At 68.7% G+C, this 19,703-nt stretch carries 18 protein-coding genes; 10 read left to right on the top strand and 8 right to left on the bottom strand.

Features of this window, described 5'->3' with window-relative positions; translation table 11 throughout:
- The first annotated feature begins 33 nt into the window (after positions 1–33).
- From J3S89_RS05400 to J3S89_RS05410, 3 genes are all read left to right on the top strand, one after another.
- Positions 34–1,431, top strand: a complete 1,398-nt coding sequence (locus tag J3S89_RS05400; protein WP_217926450.1) for a glutamine synthetase family protein — start codon at positions 34–36, stop codon at positions 1,429–1,431.
- Positions 1,432–1,600: 169 nt separating this feature from the next.
- Positions 1,601–2,986, top strand: a complete 1,386-nt coding sequence (locus J3S89_RS05405; RefSeq protein ID WP_217926451.1) for an aspartate aminotransferase family protein — start codon at positions 1,601–1,603, stop codon at positions 2,984–2,986.
- Between the two features lie 65 nt (positions 2,987–3,051).
- Positions 3,052–4,338: an NAD(P)/FAD-dependent oxidoreductase gene (locus J3S89_RS05410; RefSeq protein ID WP_230489123.1), complete on the top strand. Its 1,287-nt coding sequence runs from the start codon at positions 3,052–3,054 to the stop codon at positions 4,336–4,338.
- Positions 4,339–4,425: 87 nt separating this feature from the next.
- On the opposite strand, the gene J3S89_RS05415 is transcribed toward J3S89_RS05410, so the two are convergent.
- Positions 4,426–5,832, bottom strand: a complete 1,407-nt coding sequence (locus tag J3S89_RS05415) for a hypothetical protein (protein ID WP_217926453.1) — start codon at positions 5,830–5,832, stop codon at positions 4,426–4,428.
- A gap of 209 nt (positions 5,833–6,041) precedes the next feature.
- On the opposite strand from J3S89_RS05415, the gene J3S89_RS05420 reads away from it, so the two are divergent.
- Positions 6,042–6,293, top strand: coding sequence for a SlyX family protein (locus J3S89_RS05420; RefSeq protein ID WP_217926454.1), 252 nt, complete (start codon positions 6,042–6,044; stop codon positions 6,291–6,293).
- Here J3S89_RS05420 and J3S89_RS05425 read toward each other — a convergent pair.
- Positions 6,217–7,434 (bottom strand): acyltransferase family protein, encoded by a 1,218-nt coding sequence (locus J3S89_RS05425; RefSeq protein ID WP_217926455.1) that lies wholly within the window; start codon positions 7,432–7,434, stop codon positions 6,217–6,219. The two genes, J3S89_RS05420 and J3S89_RS05425, sit on opposite strands and share 77 nt — an antisense overlap.
- 199 nt (positions 7,435–7,633) lie before the next feature.
- Here J3S89_RS05425 and J3S89_RS05430 point away from each other — a divergent pair, with 199 nt between their 5' ends.
- Positions 7,634–7,987, top strand: coding sequence for a lysozyme inhibitor LprI family protein (locus J3S89_RS05430; RefSeq protein ID WP_217926456.1), 354 nt, complete (start codon positions 7,634–7,636; stop codon positions 7,985–7,987).
- Between the two features lie 19 nt (positions 7,988–8,006).
- Here the strand turns inward: J3S89_RS05430 and J3S89_RS05435 are convergent, their stop codons facing one another.
- From J3S89_RS05435 to lepA, 4 genes are all read right to left on the bottom strand, one after another.
- Positions 8,007–9,341: an Hsp70 family protein gene (locus J3S89_RS05435; RefSeq protein WP_217926457.1), complete on the bottom strand. Its 1,335-nt coding sequence runs from the start codon at positions 9,339–9,341 to the stop codon at positions 8,007–8,009.
- Positions 9,342–9,559: 218 nt separating this feature from the next.
- The gene (gene msrA, locus J3S89_RS05440) at positions 9,560–10,069 is read right to left on the bottom strand and encodes a peptide-methionine (S)-S-oxide reductase MsrA (protein ID WP_217926458.1); all 510 of its coding nucleotides are present in this window, start codon (positions 10,067–10,069) and stop codon (positions 9,560–9,562) included.
- A 4-nt stretch (positions 10,070–10,073) separates the two neighbouring features.
- Entirely contained in the window at positions 10,074–10,511 is a 438-nt protein-coding gene (msrB, locus tag J3S89_RS05445; protein ID WP_420801330.1) for a peptide-methionine (R)-S-oxide reductase MsrB, read from the bottom strand.
- Positions 10,512–10,762: 251 nt separating this feature from the next.
- Positions 10,763–12,565 carry a translation elongation factor 4 gene (gene lepA / locus J3S89_RS05450; RefSeq protein ID WP_217926460.1) on the bottom strand — a complete coding sequence of 601 codons (1,803 nt, stop codon included), beginning with the start codon at positions 12,563–12,565 and terminating at the stop codon, positions 10,763–10,765.
- 271 nt (positions 12,566–12,836) lie between these two features.
- Between lepA and J3S89_RS05455 the strand changes: the two genes are divergently transcribed.
- The gene (locus J3S89_RS05455; RefSeq protein WP_217926461.1) at positions 12,837–13,184 is read left to right on the top strand and encodes a DUF2147 domain-containing protein; all 348 of its coding nucleotides are present in this window, start codon (positions 12,837–12,839) and stop codon (positions 13,182–13,184) included.
- A 107-nt stretch (positions 13,185–13,291) separates the two neighbouring features.
- Here J3S89_RS05455 and irrA read toward each other — a convergent pair whose 3' ends face one another.
- Positions 13,292–13,798 (bottom strand): iron response transcriptional regulator IrrA, encoded by a 507-nt coding sequence (irrA, locus tag J3S89_RS05460; RefSeq protein WP_217926462.1) that lies wholly within the window; start codon positions 13,796–13,798, stop codon positions 13,292–13,294.
- A gap of 352 nt (positions 13,799–14,150) precedes the next feature.
- Between irrA and fabA the strand changes: the two genes are divergently transcribed.
- From fabA to J3S89_RS05480, 4 genes are all read left to right on the top strand, one after another.
- Positions 14,151–14,657, top strand: a complete 507-nt coding sequence (gene fabA, locus J3S89_RS05465; RefSeq protein WP_217926463.1) for a 3-hydroxyacyl-[acyl-carrier-protein] dehydratase FabA — start codon at positions 14,151–14,153, stop codon at positions 14,655–14,657.
- 174 nt (positions 14,658–14,831) lie between these two features.
- A complete protein-coding gene (gene fabB, locus J3S89_RS05470; RefSeq protein WP_217926464.1) occupies positions 14,832–16,049 on the top strand; it encodes a beta-ketoacyl-ACP synthase I in 1,218 nt (405 codons plus the stop codon).
- Positions 16,050–16,228: 179 nt separating this feature from the next.
- Positions 16,229–17,068, top strand: coding sequence for an enoyl-ACP reductase FabI (gene fabI / locus J3S89_RS05475; protein WP_217926465.1), 840 nt, complete (start codon positions 16,229–16,231; stop codon positions 17,066–17,068).
- 225 nt (positions 17,069–17,293) lie between these two features.
- Positions 17,294–18,223: a DMT family transporter gene (locus J3S89_RS05480; protein ID WP_217926466.1), complete on the top strand. Its 930-nt coding sequence runs from the start codon at positions 17,294–17,296 to the stop codon at positions 18,221–18,223.
- 34 nt (positions 18,224–18,257) lie between these two features.
- Here J3S89_RS05480 and J3S89_RS05485 read toward each other — a convergent pair whose 3' ends face one another.
- Entirely contained in the window at positions 18,258–19,703 is a 1,446-nt protein-coding gene (locus tag J3S89_RS05485; RefSeq protein ID WP_217926467.1) for a hypothetical protein, read from the bottom strand.

The following is a 19,703-nucleotide window of genomic DNA, read 5'->3' on the forward strand; positions in this document are numbered from 1 at the left end:
AGAATGTGATCACATTTTTCGAAAAGGTGGCCCATGGCCAAGAAGAAGAAATCGTCTGCTTCGACCTCCGACTTGCGCGGCGTCGCCGACGCGTCCGCCGCCGCCGACTGGCTCGAGGATCGCGGCCTCGAGGACATCGAGTGCATCGTGCCCGACATGTCGGGCGTGGCGCGCGGCAAGATGATGCCGGTCTCGAAGTTCATCGACGCCCCGACCATGTCGATCCCGGGCTCGATCTTCACCCAGACCATCACCGGCGACTACCCGGACGACGACGACGCCTTCCAGATCGACGCCGCCGACAGCGACATCAAGCTGGTGCCGGACTATTCGACCCTCGCGGTCGTGCCCTGGGCCTCCGACCCGACCGGCCAGATCATCCACGACGCCTATCACCAGGACGGACGGCCGGTGGAGATCGCGCCCCGTCAGCTCCTGCGCCGGATCATCGGCCTCTACGAGCACAAGGGCTGGAAGCCGGTGGTGGCGCCCGAGCTCGAGTTCTATCTGGTCGAGCGCAATCAGGATCCCGACTATCCCCTGAAGCCCCCGGTCGGCCGCTCCGGCCGTCCCGAGAGCGGGCGCCAGTCCTATTCGATCGCCGCCGTCAACGAGTTCGACGATCTCTTCGACGACATCTACGACTTCTCCGAGGCCCAGGGGCTCGAGATCGACACCCTCATCCACGAGGAGGGCGTCGCCCAGATGGAGATCAACCTGCGCCACGGCGACCCGCTGGCGCTGGCCGATCAGGTCTTCCTGTTCAAGCGCACCATCCGCGAGGCGGCGGTGCGCCACGACATGTACGCGACCTTCATGGCCAAGCCGATCGCCGACGAGCCCGGCTCGGCCATGCACATCCACCAGTCGGTGGTCGACCTCGAGACCGGCGAGAACATCTTCTCCAACGCCGACGGCGGCCCGACCCGCGAGTTCTTCCACTTCATCGGCGGCCAGCAGAAGTTCCTGCCCAACGTGATGTGCATGCTCGCGCCCTACGTGAACTCCTATCGCCGCCTGATGCGCAAGTCGGCCGCCCCGGTGAACGTCCACTGGGGTTACGACAACCGCACCGTGGGCCTGCGCATCCCCAATTCCGGCCCCGGCGCCCGCCGCGTCGAGAACCGGGTGCCGTCGTCGGACGCCAACCCCTATCTGGCGCTCGCCGCCTCGCTCGCCTGCGGCTACATCGGCATGGTCAACGGGTTGAACCCCGGTGATCCCGTCGAGGGCTCGGCCTACGACCTCGACTTCGGCCTACCGCGCGGCCTGCTCGAGGCCGTCGCCCTGTTCGAGGAGAGCGAGGAACTGGTCGAGATCTTCGGCAACAGCTTCTCCTCGACCTATCGGGCGATCAAACAGGCCGAATTCGAGACCTTCATGCGGGTGATCAGCCCGTGGGAACGCGAATATCTGCTGCTGAACGTGTGAGGCTCGTAGGGCGGATCAGGCGAAGCCGTAATCCGCCCTCGACGCCCGAGGTGGACCGTGGCTTCGCCTGATCCGCCCTACGGTTTTGAAGCCGACCCTGCCCTCCCCCGCCGAGCTCCGTTCGGCGGAACCGTCTCTCGTCGTCCTCTCTTCGGAGACCCACCCCGAAATGACCGCCTCCAACGTCTATCCGACCGCAGAACTCCAGGCCCTCGACAGCGCCCATTACCTGCACCCCTTCACCGACTTCGGCGCCCTGGCGAAAGAGGGCAGCCGCGTCATGGTCAAGGGCGACGGCGTCTGGCTGACGGATTCCGACGGCAACCGCTATCTCGACGGCATGGCCGGGCTCTGGTGCACCAACGTCGGCCACGGCCGCGCCGAGATCGCGGAAGCCGCGCACGAACAGATGCTCGAACTCGCCTATTACAATTCCTTCTTCAAGACCTCGAACGCGCCCGCCATCCGCCTCGCCGACAAGCTCGCCTCGATCGCGCCCGCGCATATCGAGCGCGTCTTCTTCTGCGGCTCCGGCTCGGAGGCCAACGACACGGTCTTCCGCATGGTCCGCCACTATTGGGCGATCAAGGGCGAGCCCGCGAAGCAGCACTTCATCTCGCGGCGCAACGGCTACCACGGCTCCACCGTCGCCGCCGCCTCGCTCGGCGGCATGAAGCCGATGCACGGCCAGGGCGGCCTGATCCCCGGCATCTCCCACATCCCCCAGCCCTATTGGTTCGGCGAGGGCGGCGACATGTCGCCGGCCGAATTCGGCCTGTGGGCCGCCCGCGAGCTCGAGCGCGAGATCGAGCGGATCGGCGAGGAGAACGTCGCCGCCTTCATCGCCGAGCCGATTCAAGGCGCCGGCGGCGTCATCATCCCGCCCGAGACCTATTGGCCCGAGATCAAGCGCATCTGCGCGCGCCACGAGATCCTCTTGGTGGTCGACGAGGTCATCTGCGGCTTCGGCCGCACCGGGTCGTGGTTCGGCGCCGACACCTACGACGTCCAGGCCGATCTGCAGCCGATCGCCAAGGGCCTCACCTCCGGCTATCTGCCGATGGGCGGCGTCATGGTCTCCGGCAAGGTCGCGAGCGTGCTCGATCAGGGCGGCGAGTTCTATCACGGCTACACCTATTCCGGTCACCCGACCTGCGCCGCCGCGGCGCTGGCCAACCTCGCCATCATCGAGCGCGAGAACCTGGTCGCCCGCGTCCGCGACGACATCGGCCCCTATCTCCAGAGCCGCTGGGCGAAGCTCGGCGATCACCCGCTGGTCGGCGAAGCCCGCATGAAGGGCCTGATGGGCGCCCTCGAACTGGTTCCCGCCAAGCCCTCGCGCAGCGAGAAGTTCGCCGACGAGGGCAAGGTCGGCACCATCGCCCGCGACCTCTCCTTCAAGAACGGCCTGATCATGCGCGCGGTGCGCGACAGCCTGATCCTGTCGCCGCCCTTGACGCTCTCCCACGACGAGGCCGACCAGTTGGTCGCCCTCGCCGAGAAGACTCTGAACGACACCTGGATGGTCTTGAAGAAGGACGGCCTCGTGAAATGATGCCTTCGGCCGGGCGGCTCCCCGCCCGGCCGCGCCCCGAGGATCCGGCCCACGGAACCCGATCGATGACCGCGACCGCCTATCCGCCCTCCTACTACGCCGCCACCGCCCACGAGGCTCCCGAGCGGCCGCCCCTCGACGGCGACGTCTCCTGCGACGTCTGCGTGATCGGCGCCGGCTACACCGGCCTCTCGACGGCGCTGCATCTGGCGAAGAAGGGCCGCAGGGTGGTGGTGATCGAGGCCGAGCGGGTCGGCTGGGGCGCCTCCGGGCGCAACGGCGGCCAGCTCCATTCCGGCCAGCGCCGCGACCAGGAGACGCTCGAGGCGTGGTTCGGCGAGGCCCGCGCCCATGCCCTCTTCGAACTGGCGGAAGAGGCCAAGCGTACCGTCAAGTCGCTGATCGCCACTCACGCCATCGACTGCGACTGGCGCGACGGACTGATCCACGCGGTCCACAAGAAGTCGTGGCTGCACTCCGCCAATGCCGAGGTCGAGCATCTGATGGCGCGCTACGGTTACGAGGGCACGTCCTTCCTCGACGCCGAGGCGCTGACGCGCGCGATCGGCACCGACGTCTACCACGGCGGCTGGCGCGACGGCACCGCCGGCCATCTCCACCCGCTCAACTACGCCCTCGGCCTCGCCCGCGCCTGCGAGGAGGCCGGCGTGCGCATCTGCGAGGGCACCCGCGCCACCGCGATCGAATCCGACGGCGGCGGCCACCGCCGCGTCGTCACGCCGACCGGGGCGATCGCCTCGCCCGACGTGGTGATCGCCGCCAACGGCTATCTCGAAGGGCTCGAGCGCGACGTCGACGCCCACGTCATGCCGATCCGCAACTACGTGCTGGCGACCGAGCCGCTCGGCCACCGCGCCTCGCGTCTGATCCCCTTCCGCGAGGCGGTCGCCGACAGCCGCTTCGTCGTGCACTATTGGCGCATTTCCAGCGACGGCCGCATGATCTTCGGCGGCGGCGAGACCTATGGCCGAACCGAGCCGAAGGATCTGAAGGGCTTCGTCCGCGCCCACATGCTGAAGGTTTACCCCGACCTCGCCGACGTCGCGATCGACTACGCCTGGGGCGGCACGCTCGCGGTCACCATGAACCGCATGCCCTATTTCCGGCGGCTGCGCCCGGGCGTCTACACCGCCTCGGGCTATTCCGGCCACGGGGTGGCGATCGCCACCTTCGCCGGCAAGCTTCTCGCCGAGGCGATCGAGGGCGACACCTCGCGCTTCGACCTGATGGCCTCGATCCCCGCCAAGACCTTCCCGGGCGGGCGCTGGCTGCGCCACCCCACCCTGGTGCTGGCGATGAGCTGGTTCGCCCTGCGCGATCGGCTCGGCTGAGCCGATCGCGCAGGGCGAGAAGAGGGGGATCGGCTCGGACGAGCCGATCGCGCAACCGCGAGAAGAAGCGATCGGGACGGGCCCGCCTCAGCGCACGTAGCGGATCGAGGCATCACCCGGATCGCGGTGCCAATGGCACCGAACCGTGCGATGGAACGCCATCTCCTCGGTCGGCCAGGCGTGATAGTGGCAATTCTCCGCCTGCGGTGCCCGCTGCATCGCCTCGCGCGGCGGCGGCTCCTCGAACGACCGCAATACCGGACCACGCGGACCACCGTCGAAGAACGGCGGGATGAAGCCCCAGCGGCGCGGCCGCGGCGGCTCGACCACGATCACCTCCTCGTCGTCGTAGGCGGGCGGCGGCGGCGGGGCCGCCTCCACCGCGCGACGGCTCTCGGCCCGGCGGATCGCCGCCAGCCGATCGGCGAAGTCGTTGTTGCCGGTCGTGGGAGCCGCGCGTGTCGCGGTCTCGCGCTTGGGCGGCAGCGGCACCTTGACGGTCTCCGGCGCGCTCGGCCGCGCGACCGTGACCTTGGGCTCGGCCGGCTTCGCCGGAGCGGTCTCCACGGCGGCCGGCGGCGTCGACCGCGCCGCCTCGACGGGCTTCTGTTCGGCAGGCCTCGCTTCGACGGGTTTGGGCTCCGCCGCCTTCGCCTCGGCCGGCTTCGGGGCGATCACCACCGCCTCGGGGGCGACCGACTTCGGCGCGGCCGGCGCGGCCTCGGCCGCTTTCGGCGCCGCCGGAACCGTGGGCTCAGGATCGGCCTTCACCACCGTCGGCGCGGCCGGAGCCGCGGCCGGCGGGGCCGCGACGACGGGAGCGGCCGCCGGAAGGGGAGCGGCGGCGGGGGCGGGAGCGGTCTCGGCCTTGCGTTCGGCCGGTTCGGTGATCGTTCCGCGCGGCGTCGCCGCCTCGATCGCCTCGACCGGCTTGGCCGGAGCCGGGGCGGCGACCGTCGGCGCGGGCGCGGGGGTCTCGGCGGCGGTCGTGGCGGCCGGCTTCTTCTCCGCCGGCAGCACCACGGTCGGTTCTTGATCGTCGGAACGGCGATCGAGGCCGATCACCCGCACAGGACGCCCGTCGGGACCGACGGCACGCGGCGTCTCGGTCGAGGCGGCCTCCGCCTTCGGCGCGGGCTCGGCCTTCGTCTGGGGGATCGGCGCGGCCATATAGGGTTGATTGCCGCCGGACGTGTCGGGCGCGGGGCCGACCGACGTCGGCGCGGCGGCCGGCGCGTCCTGCGCCGCCACCTTCAGCGGCGGCTTCGGCGCGGCCGGAGCGAGCGTCGCCGCAGCCGGCTCGATCGTCGCGGGACGGACCGGCGCATCGCCCGACTTGGCGTTTTCGCCGAACACCGCCACGGCGAGCAGCGGCGTCGCCAGGATCGCCACCGCCGCCAGCAGCACACCCTTGTTGCCGCGCCGCTTCGGCGGACGCTCGTCGGGATCGGGCGGCGGAACCGGCGGGACCCAGAGCACGGGGAGATTGGACATGAGAGGAGATCTCCGATGCGGCACGATCGAGGGGGCGACGTCGGTCAGCCCCTGGTCTTCCGATCAGACTACGCAGCAGAAATCGGCGAGACGAGGGCACGGTTTCGGCAGCATCGCGGCGGCCCCCCGCCACCCGCGCGCCCGGCGCGACTGGACAGACCCCCGTGCCCGGGGCCAAGGTGGCCGCTCCCTCGACCGGAGTCCCTCCCTTGTCCGACCCCACGACGTCCGCCTCCCCGCCGCCCGGCCTCGCCGAGGCGCTCGCCCGCCTCGACCGCCTGGAGGCGACCGTCGCCGATCAGGACCGCGTCCTCGAGGACCTCAATGCCGTCGTCCTCGATCAGTGGAAGCACATCGAGGAGCTGAAGCGCCGCGCCGCCGTGCTCACCGACCAACTCCTGGAAATGGAGAGCCGGTCCGGTCTGCGCGGGGCGCCCGAACCGCCCCCGCCGCATTGGTGAGAAGATCCTGCGACGCGTCCTCGTCGGGTCGGTTGGCGATCGTGGTGAAGCGCTTGCGCAGCCGGAGGAACGGCAACTCGAGCCCGTGGTAGGAGACCATCGCCATCACCACCACGATCGGCAGCGCGGCGAGATCGATCACCTCGAGCGGCGTCCGGAACGGCAGGTAGGAAAAGAGCTTCTTCGAGATCCACATCGCCAGGACGTGAAACACGTAGAGGCCGAAGGAGATCTTGCCGAGATGGACGAGGACCGGCGGAAACCGCCAGGGCGCGTCGACCACGGCGATCACCGACACCACGCAGCCGAGCGCCACCACCGCGTATCCCGCGGCGATCGGAAGACCCGAGGGCGCCGGACCGACCGTCTTGATGCCGAACACCGTCGTGGCGAGAGCGAAGGCCGCGACCACCACCGGCACCGCGGCGAGACGCATCGCGCCGCTCACCGGCGCGATGCCGCGACGATGAGCCACCGCCAGAAGCATCCCGGCGCCGAAGAAGATCGCCTGTGACGCCGTGTTGGTCCAGATCGCCGTGTCGACCTCCATGTGCCGTTCGCCCTGGAGATGAAGCGCGACCAGCGAGGCGATCGTCACCATTGCCGCCGCCGGCCCGAGACGGCGGGCGCCGACGGCGACCGTCAGCAACGGCAGCACCAGATAGAACTGCTCCTCGATCGAAATGCTCCACAACGGGAAGAACGGACTGCCGGCCCAGGGGTGATCGAAGAAGTACCAATTGCCGACGAAGCCGCTGAAATAGGCGAACATGGTCAGGCTGGCGCCGTCGCGCAGCGCCAACGCCAGCGCCACCCCGAGCGCGATCGCGAAGAAATAGAGCGGCCAGATCCGCAACAGCCGGCGCATGTAGAAATCACCGATGCGGATCCTTCCCGTCTTCTCCATCTCCATCGTCAACAGGGTCGTGATCAGATAGGCGCTGAGGAAGAAGAAGAGACAGAGGCCGAAACTCATGGCGGTGACCGCCTCGGCCAGGATCGTCGCCGCGGTCGGCCCGAACCAGCCGAGATAGGCCTCCGGGACGCGCGGCAGGGCATGATGCAGAAACACCATCAGGAAGGCGACGAACCGCAGGACATCCAATTCCGGCCGATAGTAGCGACCCACGACCTGCGACATGCTCGCCTCCACACTCCACTCGGACGACCGGACCGTACGAGCGATCGACACCACTCAAAGTAGAGCAGCGGACACGCGGAGGAAACATCGAGGTGACCGAATGCTTAACGCCCGCCGCTCCGGCCATCGCCCGGCGTGTCGCTTGCCCTTCGGCGCGAAACCGATGAAGCTGACCGAACGACATCGTGGGGGGGACGAGATGGAGCGGACGATCCGGAGTGGACTTCTGGCCGTGGCCATGCTCGCCGCCGGTCTCGGGACGGCCGCCGCGCAGAGCTTCGCCTGCATGGGCCGGCTCACGATCGACGAGACCACCGTCTGCGACGACGCCGAGCTGCGCGAGGCCGACGAGCGCGTCGCCGCCGCCTATACCCGGCTCCTCGACATCCTGAAGCGCGCCGATCGCGGCTTCATCCCCGAAGTACGCCGGCACCAGCGCGACTTCCTCGCCCGCCGCAAGGCCTGCCGCGCCGACGTCGCCTGTATCCAGGACGCCTACGACGAGCAGTACACCTTCCTGCGCCGCATGGGGAACAACGCCCAAAACCCGTGAACGCGACGACCGTCGCGGCTCACGCCGCCGCGCGCTCCCGCACCGTCCAGCGCTCGATGTCGGCCTCCGCGCCGATCAGCGCCAATCCATAGGCGATCGACAGGAGCTGATCGCCGGTCTCGAGCCGCGCCGCGCCGAAACGATCCTCGAACATGCGCCGGACCGCCGGCACGAAGGACGTGCCGCCGGTGAGGAACACCCGGTCGATCTCGCCGTCGGTGACCCCGGCCCGCGTGATCGCCTCCTCGAAGGAGACGCGGATCCGCTCGAGATCGTCGGCGATCCAGGTTTCGAAGTCGGCGCGCCGCACCACCTCCTCGATGGCGATGTCGCGATGGCGGAAGACGAGCGTCGCCTCCTCCGACTTCGACAGCGCCGTCTTGACCTCCGACACCGCCCGATAGAGCGGATAGCCGAGATCCTCCTCGATCACCTCGATCAACTGCTCGAGCCCGGTCGGATCCTCGCAGGCCGCCGCCAGCCGCGCGAGTTCGCGCAAGGTCTCGCCGGTCTTCATCACCGCCAGCCGATTCCAGCGGGCGAAATCCGCGAAATAATGGTTGGGCACGTCGAGCCACTTGCCGAAGCTCTCGTAGCGCGAGCCCTTGCCGAGATGCGGGCTCACCACCTTGTCGAGAATGCGGAAGTCGAACCCGTCGCCGGCCACCCCGACGCCGGTCTGGGCGAGCGGATGGGCATGGACCCCGTCGGCGCCGACCGTGAAACGCACCACCGAGAAGTCCGAGGTGCCGCCGCCGAAGTCGGCGACGAGAACCGTCGCGTCGCGCTTCAGCCCGCGCGCGAACCAGAACGCCGCCGCGACCGGCTCGTGGACGTAGTGGACCTCCTCGAACCCCGCCGTGCGAAAGGCGGTGTCGTAGCGCGTCTGCGCCAGCAACGGATCGGGCGCGGCGCCGGCGAAGGTCACGGGACGGCCGACGATCAGCCGCTTCGGCAGCGGCGCGACCTCGGCCGCCGCATGCGCGCCGAAACGCTCGAGGAAGGTCGCCAGCAGATCCTCGAAACGGAACGACTTGCCGTGGATGTTGGTGGAACGGAACGAGGCGCTCGCCGCGAAGGTCTTGAACGACTGCAGGAAGCGCGACCCTTCCGGGCTCTCGATGAAATGCGCGATCGCCCAGGGGCCGGCTTCCACCAGGGTCCGGCGCGCGTCGCGCGCGCCCTCGGTCCAGAAGTCGAGCGCAGTGCGGAACACCGAATGGGTGACGTCGCCGTCGGGAAAGGTCACCGGCACGACCGAGCCCGGCCGGCCGGGATCGGAGAGGGCCGCGACCGAATTGGTGGTCCCGAAATCGAGGCCGAGAGTGACGGGAGCTTTCGAGGAGAGGGACACGCGCGCGACTCGCAAGGCAAAAACCCGAGCCCTCGCCCGCGCGGCGAGGCGCGGCGAGCCCGGATCGAGAGGGGGCGGACGAAGAACCGCCGATCCCGGGGACCGGCGTGCGGGCGGCTCGCTTAGCACGCGCGGCCGCCCTGGTCACCCCCTCGCGCCGCCGGCGCGGCTCGGGCCTGCGCGAAACGCCGCCCTCGCCGCGCGGTCGCCGTCGCCGGTCACGCCGCGTCGGAGCGCTTCGGCAGCTTCCAGCCCGGACGGACGAAATGGCAGGTGTAGCCGAACGGGTAGCGCTCCAGATAATCCTGGTGCTCCGGCTCCGCCTCCCAGAAATCGCCCGCCGGCGCCAGTTCGGTGACGACCTTGCCCGGCCACAGACCGGAGGCATCGACGTCGGCGATCGTATCGAGCGCCACCTGCTTCTGCACCGCGCTCTCGTAGAAGATCGCCGAGCGATAGCTCGGTCCGAGATCGTTGCCCTGCCGGTTCGGCGTGGTCGGATCGTGGATCTGGAAGAAGAACTCGAGCAGATCGCGGTAGGTCGTCGCCTCGGGATCGAACACGATCTCCACCGCCTCGGCGTGGGTACCGTGGTTGCGATAGGTGGCATGCGCCACCTCGCCGCCGGAATAGCCGACCCGCGTCGAGACGACCCCGGGCAGCCGCCGGATGAGCTGCTGCATGCCCCAAAAACAGCCTCCGGCCAGAAGGGCGCGTTCCGTCGTCATGGCGTCAGTCCTCCACCTGGTCGAGATAATCGCCGTAGCCTTCCGCCGCCATCGCCGCCTTCGGCACGAAGCGCAGCGACGCGGAATTGATGCAGTAGCGCAGGCCCCCCCGGTCGCGCGGCCCGTCGGGGAAGACGTGGCCGAGATGACTGTCGCCATGGGCCGAGCGCACCTCGGTGCGGACCATGCCGTAGGTCGTGTCGCGCAGCTCGGTGACGTTGGCCGGCGCCACCGGCTTGGAGAAGCTCGGCCAGCCGCAGCCGGATTCGAACTTGTCGGTCGAGACGAACAGCGGCTCGCCGGAGACGACGTCGACATAGATCCCCGGCTCGAACGTGTGGACGTGTTCGCCCGTGCCCGGCCGTTCGGTGCCGTTCTCCTGGGTGACCCGGTACTGCTCCGGGGTCAGCCGGGCGATCGCGTCGGGATCCTTGCGGTACATGAGTGCCCTCCTCGATGGTCGAGACCATGACATGTGGGACGAGATCACCCGACGGAAAGGGGTCGCGCCCGCAATCCGATCGAAAGGACGGCGGCACGCGCTCTCGTCACGGCGGAAACGAACCGCCGGCGGTGGAGCCCGCCGGCAGTCTCGCCATCCACTACGTCGGAGGGAAGAGGTTCGTTACGGAAGACGCGAGACGCGCGGGCCCGAGGATCGGGCGTCCCGGCTCGCCGAGCCGGGACCCCGGCTCAACTCTCGACCTTGAGAACCTGGATGAAGGCTTCCTGCGGGATCTCGACCTTGCCGAACTGCCGCATGCGCTTCTTGCCCTCTTTCTGCTTGTCGAGGAGCTTGCGCTTGCGGGTGGCGTCGCCGCCGTAGCACTTCGCGGTCACGTCCTTGCGCAGCGCCCGGATCGTCTCGCGCGCGACGATCTTACCACCGATCGCCGCCTGGACCGGGATCTGGAACATGTGCGGCGGGATCACGTCCTTGAGCTTCTCGCAGATGGCGCGACCTCGGCTTTCGGCGCGGGTCTTGTGGACCAGCATCGAGAGCGCGTCGACCGCCTCGCCGTTGACCAGGATCTGCAGGCGGACGAGGTCGGATTCGCGATAGTCGGCGATGTGATAGTCGAACGAGGCATAGCCCTTCGACACCGACTTCAGCCGGTCGTAGAAGTCGAACACCACCTCGTTGAGCGGCAGCTCGTAGACCACCAGCGCCCGCGACCCGGCATAGGAGAGGTCGAGCTGGATGCCGCGTTTGTCCTGACAGAGCTTGAGGACCGAGCCCAGATACTCGTCCGGCGTCATGATCGTCGCCTTGATCCAAGGCTCCTCGATCTCGCGGATGCGGGTCACGTCCGGCATGTCGACCGGATTGTGCAGCTCGATCTCCGAACCGTCGACCAGCTTCATCTTGTAGACGACCGAGGGCGCGGTCGCGATCAGGTCGAGGTTGAACTCGCGCTCGAGCCGCTCCTGGATGATCTCGAGATGCAACAGGCCGAGGAAGCCGCAGCGGAAGCCGAAGCCGAGCGCGGCGGAGGTCTCCATCTCGAAGGTGAAGGAGGCGTCGTTGAGCCGCAGCTTGCCGACGGCGGTCCTGAGGTCCTCGAAATCGGCCGCGTCGACGGGGAAGAGCCCGCAGAACACCACCGGCTGAGTCGGGCGGAAGCCCGGCAGCTTCTCGGCGCAGGGCTTGCGCTCGTCGGTGATGGTGTCGCCGACCTGGGTGTCGGCCACTTCCTTGATCGAGGCGTTGATGAAGCCGATCTCGCCGGGGCCGAGTTCCTTGAGCTCGACCATCTTCGGGGTGAAGACGCCCATGCGCTCGACCTCGTAGGTGGCGCCGGCCTCCATCATGCGGATCTTCTGGCCCTTCCTCATCACGCCGTCGACGATGCGCACCAGCACCACGACGCCGAGATAGGTGTCGTACCAACTGTCGACCAGCATCGCCTTCAAGGACGCGTCACGGTCGCCCTTGGGCGGCGGCAGACGGGTGACGATCGCCTCGAGAACGTCGGGAATGCCGAGGCCGGTCTTGGCCGAGATCGGCACCGCGTCGGAGGCGTCGATGCCGATCACCTCCTCGATCTGCTCCTTGACGCGGTCGGTGTCCGCCGCCGGCAGGTCGACCTTGTTGAGGATCGGCACGATCTCGTGGTGATTGTCGATCGCCTGATAGACGTTGGCGAGCGTCTGGGCTTCCACCCCCTGCGAGGCGTCGACGACCAGCAGCGAACCCTCGCAGGCGGCGAGCGAGCGCGACACCTCGTAGGCGAAGTCGACGTGGCCGGGCGTGTCCATCAGATTGAGGACATAGGTCTCCCCGTCCTTGGCCTTGTAGGAGAGGCGCACGGTCTGCGCCTTGATGGTGATCCCGCGCTCGCGTTCGATGTCCATGCTGTCGAGCACCTGCTCGACCATCTCGCGGGTCTCGAGACCGCCGGTCGTCTGAATGAGTCGGTCCGCCAACGTCGACTTGCCATGGTCGATGTGGGCGATGATCGAGAAGTTGCGGATGTGGTCGAGCGCTGTCGTCATGGCGCCGTGATTAGCAGTGCGGACGGCCGAAAGAAAGGCCCGTTTCACGTCTCGAGAGGGGTTCCGATCGCCGTTCGGTACGCGATGTCGCACCCCGCGTCCACGATGTCACATGTGACCCCGCGGACACTTCAGAATTGGTATTTCAGAACGTATTCATATTCTCATCTGGCTCCGGCGCGCGGAGGGACTATCGTGCTGGGCAGGTCGCCGATCGAAGAGCGGCCACGGACGGGCACTCGATCGCTCGGCCCCATACGGAGGACGTCCCATGCATTTGAAACATCTCGGTCTCGCCGCCGTCCTGGCCTTCGTCGCCGCGCCGGCTCTCGCGGCCGGACCCGATGGAGTCTATGCCCGCCCCAACGGCACCACCGCCAAGGTGTGGACCTGCGGCGGCAAGCTCTGCGCCAAGGTGCAGGAGAGCAATTTCGACATGTTCCTGTCGGGCATCGCCGCCGCCGGTGACGGCAAGTGGCAGGGCGACATGAAACATCCCGACATGCCCGGCTTCATGACCTTCAACGGCACCGTCACCACCACCGCCAAGGGCCTCAAGGTCCAGGGCTGCGCGGTCGGTCAGTCGATGTGCGATTCGGAAGCCTGGACCCGCAAGTGACCGGATCGGGGACGCCGTAGGCGTGGCCCCATGCTTCCGGCGAGCCTCGGCGATCCGGGCGTCCCCGCGCCCGGATCGTACTTCCGCGTCGTGCGAGGGATGCGCGCTCAGGGCTTGCGCCGGAGACGCACCACCACGTCCCAGCCGACGATCTCCATGCCCTCGGGCGGCTCCGGCAGACGCGAAATTTCGACCGTGTCCCGGCTCACGTCGATCATCGAGCCCTCCCCCTCCACATAGAAGTGGTGATGGGGATCGACGCGCGTGTCGAAGAAGGATTTCGCCCCCGACACCGCCAGCTCGTTGAGGAGCCCGGCCTCGGTGAACTGTTTCAGCGTGTTGTAGACGGTGGCGAGCGACACCGAGACGCCGTGTCCGAGCGCCTCCTCGTAGACCGCCTCGGCCGAGACGTGCCGATCACCCTTGGAATAGAGCACGTGAGCGAGATCGATGCGCTGGCGCGTCGGCCGCAGCCCGTGCGACCGCAGACGGTCGGCGATGATCGCCGCGTCGCCCGGCGCCGTGGCGAGCCGCCCCCGGCCGGGCCGCGCGCTCGACGCGGCCACCGCGCCGGGCTCCGGACGAAGCGAATCGACGGGATCGAGATCGAACATGGCGCAGGTCTCCGACGCGGTAGGGGGATCGAACCACCGTTCTTCAATAATGCGAGGCATTCGCAAAATCAAGTCCGCCACCGTTCTCTCGCGCCCAGCGACTGGCCGAGCGCCCTGGAGCACGCGCGCGTCGCGCGTCGATCGCCCCCACCCCGCCCCAGCGTCACCCGATCGGCGGCATCGGGCCCTCGGGGCGACGAAAGGCCGTCATACCCGTGTCTCATCCGATCTTTCGGCCGCATCGCGCCTATGTTAGGAAGTCCGCGACTTCGAGGGTCCGCACCCGCGACCGTTCCGTCGCGTGGTGTCGAGAGGACCCCGCCAAACCCGATCGGGGGAAGAAGAAGAAACGATGTCGGACCGGCGCTCCAGCTTCACCTATGAAGACCTGCTCACCTGCGGCCGCGGGGAACTGTTCGGCCCGGGCAACGCCCAGCTGCCGCTTCCCCCGATGTTGATGTTCGACCGTATCGTCGAGATCTCCGAGACCGGCGGCGCCGCCGGCGTCGGCTTGGTCCGCGCCGAATTCGACATCCGTCCCGACCTCTGGTTCTTCCCCTGCCACTTCCAGGGCGACCCCGTCATGCCCGGCTGCCTCGGCCTCGACGCGCTGTGGCAGCTGACCGGCTTCTACCTCGGCTGGCTCGGCCTGCCCGGCCGCGGCCGCGCGCTCGGCGTCGGCGAGGTCAAGTTCTCCGATCAGGTCCTGCCGACCACCAAACTGGTGGAATACCGCGTCGAACTGAAGCGCGTCTTCAAGACCAAGCTCAAGATGGGCATCGCCGACGGCACGCTTCTGGCCGACGGCAAGCCGATCTACGAGGTCAAGGACATGCGCGTCGGCCTGTTCCAGGCCTGACGCCACCACGGATTCGCGACCGCCGCGCCCTCGTGTCGCCACGGTCCGAGTGCCATCCGTGTTAGAATTCATGTGCGCCGTCGCGACGACGGCGGTCGGGGCCACCGATGGGTGGCACGAGAGGACCAGAGCGGGCGCCGGTGGGCGACCCCGCCAGGACGAGAGGACATCCCCATGAGGCGGGTCGTCGTGACGGGTATGGGCATCGTTTCCTCGATCGGAAACGACACGGCTGCGGTTCTGACCAGCCTGCGCGAGGCGAAGTCCGGCATCATCCGGGCCGACGACTATGCGGCGATGAACTTCCGCTGCCAGGTCCACGGCGCCCCGCAGATCGACGTCACCGCCCTGGTCGACCGTCGCGCCATGCGCTTCCACGGCGGCGGCACCGCCTGGAACCACGTCGCCATGGATCAGGCGATCGCCGATTCCGGTCTCACCAAGGAGGACGTCTCCAACGAGCGCACCGGCATCGTCATGGGCTCGGGCGGCCCCTCGACCCGCGTCATCGTCGACGCCGCCGCCATCACCCGCGACAAGGGCCCCAAGCGCATCGGCCCGTTCGCGGTGCCGAAGGCGATGTCCTCGACCGCGTCGGCGACGCTCGCCACCTGGTTCGAGATCAAGGGCGTCAACTATTCGATCTCCTCCGCCTGCGCGACCTCCAACCACTGCATCGGCAACGCCTACGAGCTGATCCAGTGGGGCAAGCAGGACGTCATGTTCGCCGGCGGCTGCGAGGATCTCGACTGGTCGCTGTCCGACCTCTTCGACGCCATGGGCGCGATGTCCTCGAAGTTCAACGACACGCCCGCCACCGCGTCCCGCGCCTACGACAAGAACCGTGACGGCTTCGTCATCGCCGGCGGCGCCGGTGTGCTGGTGCTCGAGGAACTCGAGCACGCCAAGGCGCGCGGCGCCAAGATCTACGCCGAGATCGTCGGCTACGGCGCCACCTCCGACGGCTACGACATGGTCGCCCCCTCGGGCGAGGGCGCGATCCGCTGCATGAAGCAGGCGATGGCCTCGGTGAAGACCAAGATCGACTACATCAACCCGCACGCCACCTCCACGCCGGTCGGCGACCAGAAGGAGATCGAGGCGATTCGCGCGGTGTTCGGCGCCGACTGCCCGCCGATCTCGGCGACCAAGTCGCTGACCGGCCACTCGCTCGGCGCGACCGGCGTCCAGGAGGCGATCTATTCGCTCCTGATGATGCAGAACGACTTCATCTGCGAGAGCGCGAACATCGAGGAGATCGACCCCGAGTTCGCCGACATGCCGATCGTGCGCAAGCGCATCGACGGGGTGAAGCTCGGCACCGTCCTGTCGAATTCCTTCGGCTTCGGCGGCACCAACGCGACCCTGGTGTTCTCGCGCCACGACATCTGACCGGACGACGACGCCCGGTCCGCGTGAAAATTTCCACGGCTTTCTCCGAGGGCACTCGTCTTGCCCGGAGAAAGCCGTCATCTTTCTGCAACGAGATCGGATGAGCAGTGTCCGTCGCGCGACCGCCCCTCGTGAGGGAAGCGCCGCGACGGACCGACGAGAGTATGTGAGGGGACTATATGAGCGGGATCATGGCGGGTAAGCGCGGCCTCGTGATGGGCGTCGCCAACGATCATTCCATCGCCTGGGGCATCGCCAAGAAGCTCGCCGAACACGGCGCCGAACTCGCCTTCACCTATCAGGGCGAAGCCTTCGGACGCCGCCTGAAGCCGCTCGCCGAGAGCGTCGGCTCGAACCTGCTCCTGCCCTGCGACGTCGAGGACATCGTCTCGGTCGACGCCGTCTTCGAACGTCTCGCCGCCGAATGGGGCAAGATCGACTTCCTGGTCCACTCGATCGGCTTCTCCGACAAGAACGAGCTGAAGGGCCGCTACGCCGACACCACCCGCGAGAACTTCTCGCGCACCATGGTGATCTCGTGCTTCTCCTTCACCGAGGTCGCCAAGCGCGCCGCGGCGATGATGAACCGTGGCGGCTCGATCATCACCCTGACCTACGGGGGCTCGACCCGGGTGATGCCGAACTACAACGTCATGGGCGTCGCCAAGGCGGCGCTGGAGTCCTCGGTGCGCTATCTCGCCATGGACTTCGGCCTCGACGACATCCGCGTCAACGCCATCTCCGCCGGTCCCGTCCGCACCCTCGCCGGTGCCGGCGTCTCCGATGCCCGGCTGATGTACAATTTCCAGAAGCGCAACTCGCCGCTCGGCCGCACCGTGACCATCGAGGAGGTCGGCGGCACCGCCCTCTATCTCCTCTCCGATCTGTCGACGGGCGTCACCGGCGAGGTCCACTTCGTCGATTCCGGCTATTCGATCGTCTCGATGCCGCGCCTCGAGGAGCTGAAGGCCCAGGAGAGCCGCGAGGCCGAGGTCGCCAAGGCCTCCGCCGCCGAGTGATCCCGAGCTCATGAAGTCTCGACTTCCTCGAGGCTTCATGAGCGAAGGCGAGCCCGAACGGGCGTCGGCCGGTCAGGCCGTAACGCTCACGATATTCGGACGTGTCCGAATATCGTGAGCCCAGGATGAGCCGCCTACGGTCTTCCCCCGAACCCGTGCTATGAACCACGGCCGCGCCGAGCCCCGCTCGCGCGGCCGTCGTCGTCTCGCCGGAGCCCGCCCCCCGTGTTCGCCTCGCTGTGGATCTTCACCACCATCACCGCCGCCGGCGCCCAGTCGCTGCGCAACGCCCTCCAGCGCGGCCTGACGACGAGCCTCGGCACCCTCGGCGCCACCAACGTGCGCTTCCTCTTCGGCCTGCCCTTCGCGATTCTGTTCCTGGCCGGACTGATCATTGCGACCGGCGACCGGCCGGTGCCGCAGGACCTGTTCTGGCTGTGGGCCGCGCTCGGCGGCATCGGTCAGATCCTGGCGACCGCCTGCATGCTCGCCGCCATGCGCGATCGCTCCTTCCTGGTGACGATCGCCTACACCAAGACCGAGCCGGTCCAGGTGGCGCTGTTCTCGCTCGCCTTCCTCGGCGAGGTCCCCACGCCCATGCTGATCGGCGCCATCCTGATGGCGACCGTCGGCGTGATGATCCTGTCCTGGCCGAAGGCCTCACCCGCGCCCACCTCGGAGACGGCGACGAGCGCCCCGGAGCCCGGCCGCCTCGCCCGCTGGCGCCCGGCCCTGCTCGGCATCGCCTCGGGCGGCTTCTTCGGCCTCGCCGCCGTCTTCTTCAAGGGAGCGATCCGCGCCGCCGATTCCGGGGGCTTCCTGGTCGATGCCGCCACCGCCCTGGTCGCCTCGCTGACGGTCCAGACCGCGATCCTGACCGGCTGGCTGGCGTGGCGCTCGCCGTCGGTCCTGGTGGCGACGCTCAGGGAATGGCGACCCTCGATCGGCGCCGGCTTTCTCGGCGCCTTCGCCTCGCAGATGTGGTTCGTCGGCTTCGCCACCGCCCCGGTCGCCGCCGTGCGCACCCTCGGGCTGGTCGAGATCCTGTTCGCGCAGGCCCTGTCGCGCGGCCTCCTGAAGGAGCGCCCGACCGCCCGCGAACTCGTCGGCGTCGGCCTCCTGATCCTCGGCGTGGCGATGGTGCTGCGGTCCTGAAGGCCGGGCGCCACCCGGCCCCGGCGTTCGAGCCTCAGAAGCCGCCGCCCGAGGAATGGTCGCCGTCGCCGCCAAAGCCGCCGCCGGTCGAGAAGCCGCCGCCGTCGCCGCCGAAGCCGCCCGACGATCCGCCGCCGCCGAACCAGTCGCCGCCGTCCGGCACGCGCGGTCCGCCGCCGATCCAACCGCCGTCGTGGCCGCGCGGCGCCTGATAGCCGCCGAGGATCACCCGCCACAATTCCGGGCTCGAGATCACCCCGCCGATGATGCCGCCGATCACGCTGCCGATCATGTTCTCGTTGTTGAACGACACGCCCGGCCGGTCGTAACCGGAGCGACGGAACTTCTCGCGCGTCTCTTCGAGGTCGCCGCGTCGCCGCGCCGCTTCGCGGATCGCCGCGCGCGTCGTCGCGATCTCGTGCTCGGCCTTGTCGAGCCCCTTGGAGATCTCCTCGATCCGGCGGACGATCTTCTCGTCCTCCGGCGTCGGCGTGGCGAAGGCGTCGGCGTAGAGCGTCTTCAGATCGGTGCCCGCGAGCGAGGCCGCGACCCCGTCGAGCGCCTGGGCGAGCGTCGGATCGTCGCCGCCGACCAGCGCCTCGTGGCTGGCGTCGAGCGTGGTGAGATCGGACTGGGTCGCGGCGATGCCCCGATTGCCCACGTCGATCTCCGCCTTGACGGACGCGAATTCCGCCTCGAGCGCCTTGATGCCGTCGGCCTCGAGCGCGGTCCGCTCGATCGCGGTGCGCTCGGCCGCGATCTCCGCCACCTCGGCCCTGAGCCGCTCGGCATGGGCCTTCAGCCGCACCGGGATCTCCGTCAGCATGGCGTAGTTCGGCCGTGCCTCGACGAAGTTGCAGAGCCGCGCCACCTTGCGGTCGAAATAGCGCGTGAAGAACGAGGCCGCATAGGCCGAGGTGCCGAACCCCTTCGTCCACAGATACATGAAAAGCCGATCGCTCTCGAAGGGCTCGCCCTTGGAGACGCGATCCTCCTCCGCCTGTTTCGCCTTGGCCTCGGCGCGGGCGGCGGTCGCCTCCGCCGCCTTCACCCGCCCGTCGGCCGCGACCCAGGCGGAATTGCTCGGCAGCCGCCGCCGCGTCGCCTCGTCGAGCGCCGTCAGCCGATCGGCGACCGCCTCGAGACGGCCGGCGATCTCGTGGCGGGTGCCCTGCGCCTCGGCCAGTTTCGCCGCCGCCGCCTTGCGCTTGGCGGCGATCTCGGCGAGCGACTTGCGCTTCTCGGAGAGGATCGCCAGGGCCTCGCTCTCGGCCCGGTCGAGCCGTTGGCCGATCGCCCCCTCGGCGAGCGAATCGAGCCGCACCTTGGCGAGGCGGCGGAAGGCGTCGGCCTGTTGGGCACGCAGCCGTTCCGCGTCCTCGGTCGCCGAGGCGAGCGCGTCGTCGAGACGGGTCTCGTCGTCGCGGCTGGTGGCAATGGCTCGCTCCAACTGGGCGAGTGCGTCACGTCCGGAAATCAT

Source organism: Pinisolibacter aquiterrae, assembly GCF_019160155.1.
In the GTDB taxonomy this organism is placed as follows: domain Bacteria; phylum Pseudomonadota; class Alphaproteobacteria; order Rhizobiales; family Ancalomicrobiaceae; genus Pinisolibacter; species Pinisolibacter aquiterrae.

What these genes read in the sequence shown, in the direction of transcription:
- J3S89_RS05455 (WP_217926461.1), top strand. Translation starts at nt 12,837, where the DNA reads ATGCATTTGAAACATCTCGGTCTCGCCGCCGTCCTGGCCTTCGTCGCC.
- fabA (WP_217926463.1), top strand. Translation starts at nt 14,151, where the DNA reads ATGTCGGACCGGCGCTCCAGCTTCACCTATGAAGACCTGCTCACCTGC.
- fabI (WP_217926465.1), top strand. Translation starts at nt 16,229, where the DNA reads ATGAGCGGGATCATGGCGGGTAAGCGCGGCCTCGTGATGGGCGTCGCC.
- lepA (WP_217926460.1), bottom strand. Translation starts at nt 12,565, where the DNA reads ATGACGACAGCGCTCGACCACATCCGCAACTTCTCGATCATCGCCCAC.
- J3S89_RS05400 (WP_217926450.1), top strand. Translation starts at nt 34, where the DNA reads ATGGCCAAGAAGAAGAAATCGTCTGCTTCGACCTCCGACTTGCGCGGC.
- J3S89_RS05485 (WP_217926467.1), bottom strand. Translation starts at nt 19,703, where the DNA reads ATGATTTCCGGACGTGACGCACTCGCCCAGTTGGAGCGAGCCATTGCC.
- J3S89_RS05405 (WP_217926451.1), top strand. Translation starts at nt 1,601, where the DNA reads ATGACCGCCTCCAACGTCTATCCGACCGCAGAACTCCAGGCCCTCGAC.
- fabB (WP_217926464.1), top strand. Translation starts at nt 14,832, where the DNA reads ATGAGGCGGGTCGTCGTGACGGGTATGGGCATCGTTTCCTCGATCGGA.
- irrA (WP_217926462.1), bottom strand. Translation starts at nt 13,798, where the DNA reads ATGTTCGATCTCGATCCCGTCGATTCGCTTCGTCCGGAGCCCGGCGCG.
- J3S89_RS05425 (WP_217926455.1), bottom strand. Translation starts at nt 7,434, where the DNA reads ATGTCGCAGGTCGTGGGTCGCTACTATCGGCCGGAATTGGATGTCCTG.
- J3S89_RS05430 (WP_217926456.1), top strand. Translation starts at nt 7,634, where the DNA reads ATGGAGCGGACGATCCGGAGTGGACTTCTGGCCGTGGCCATGCTCGCC.
- msrB (WP_420801330.1), bottom strand. Translation starts at nt 10,511, where the DNA reads ATGTACCGCAAGGATCCCGACGCGATCGCCCGGCTGACCCCGGAGCAG.
- J3S89_RS05415 (WP_217926453.1), bottom strand. Translation starts at nt 5,832, where the DNA reads ATGTCCAATCTCCCCGTGCTCTGGGTCCCGCCGGTTCCGCCGCCCGAT.
- msrA (WP_217926458.1), bottom strand. Translation starts at nt 10,069, where the DNA reads ATGACGACGGAACGCGCCCTTCTGGCCGGAGGCTGTTTTTGGGGCATG.
- J3S89_RS05410 (WP_230489123.1), top strand. Translation starts at nt 3,052, where the DNA reads ATGACCGCGACCGCCTATCCGCCCTCCTACTACGCCGCCACCGCCCAC.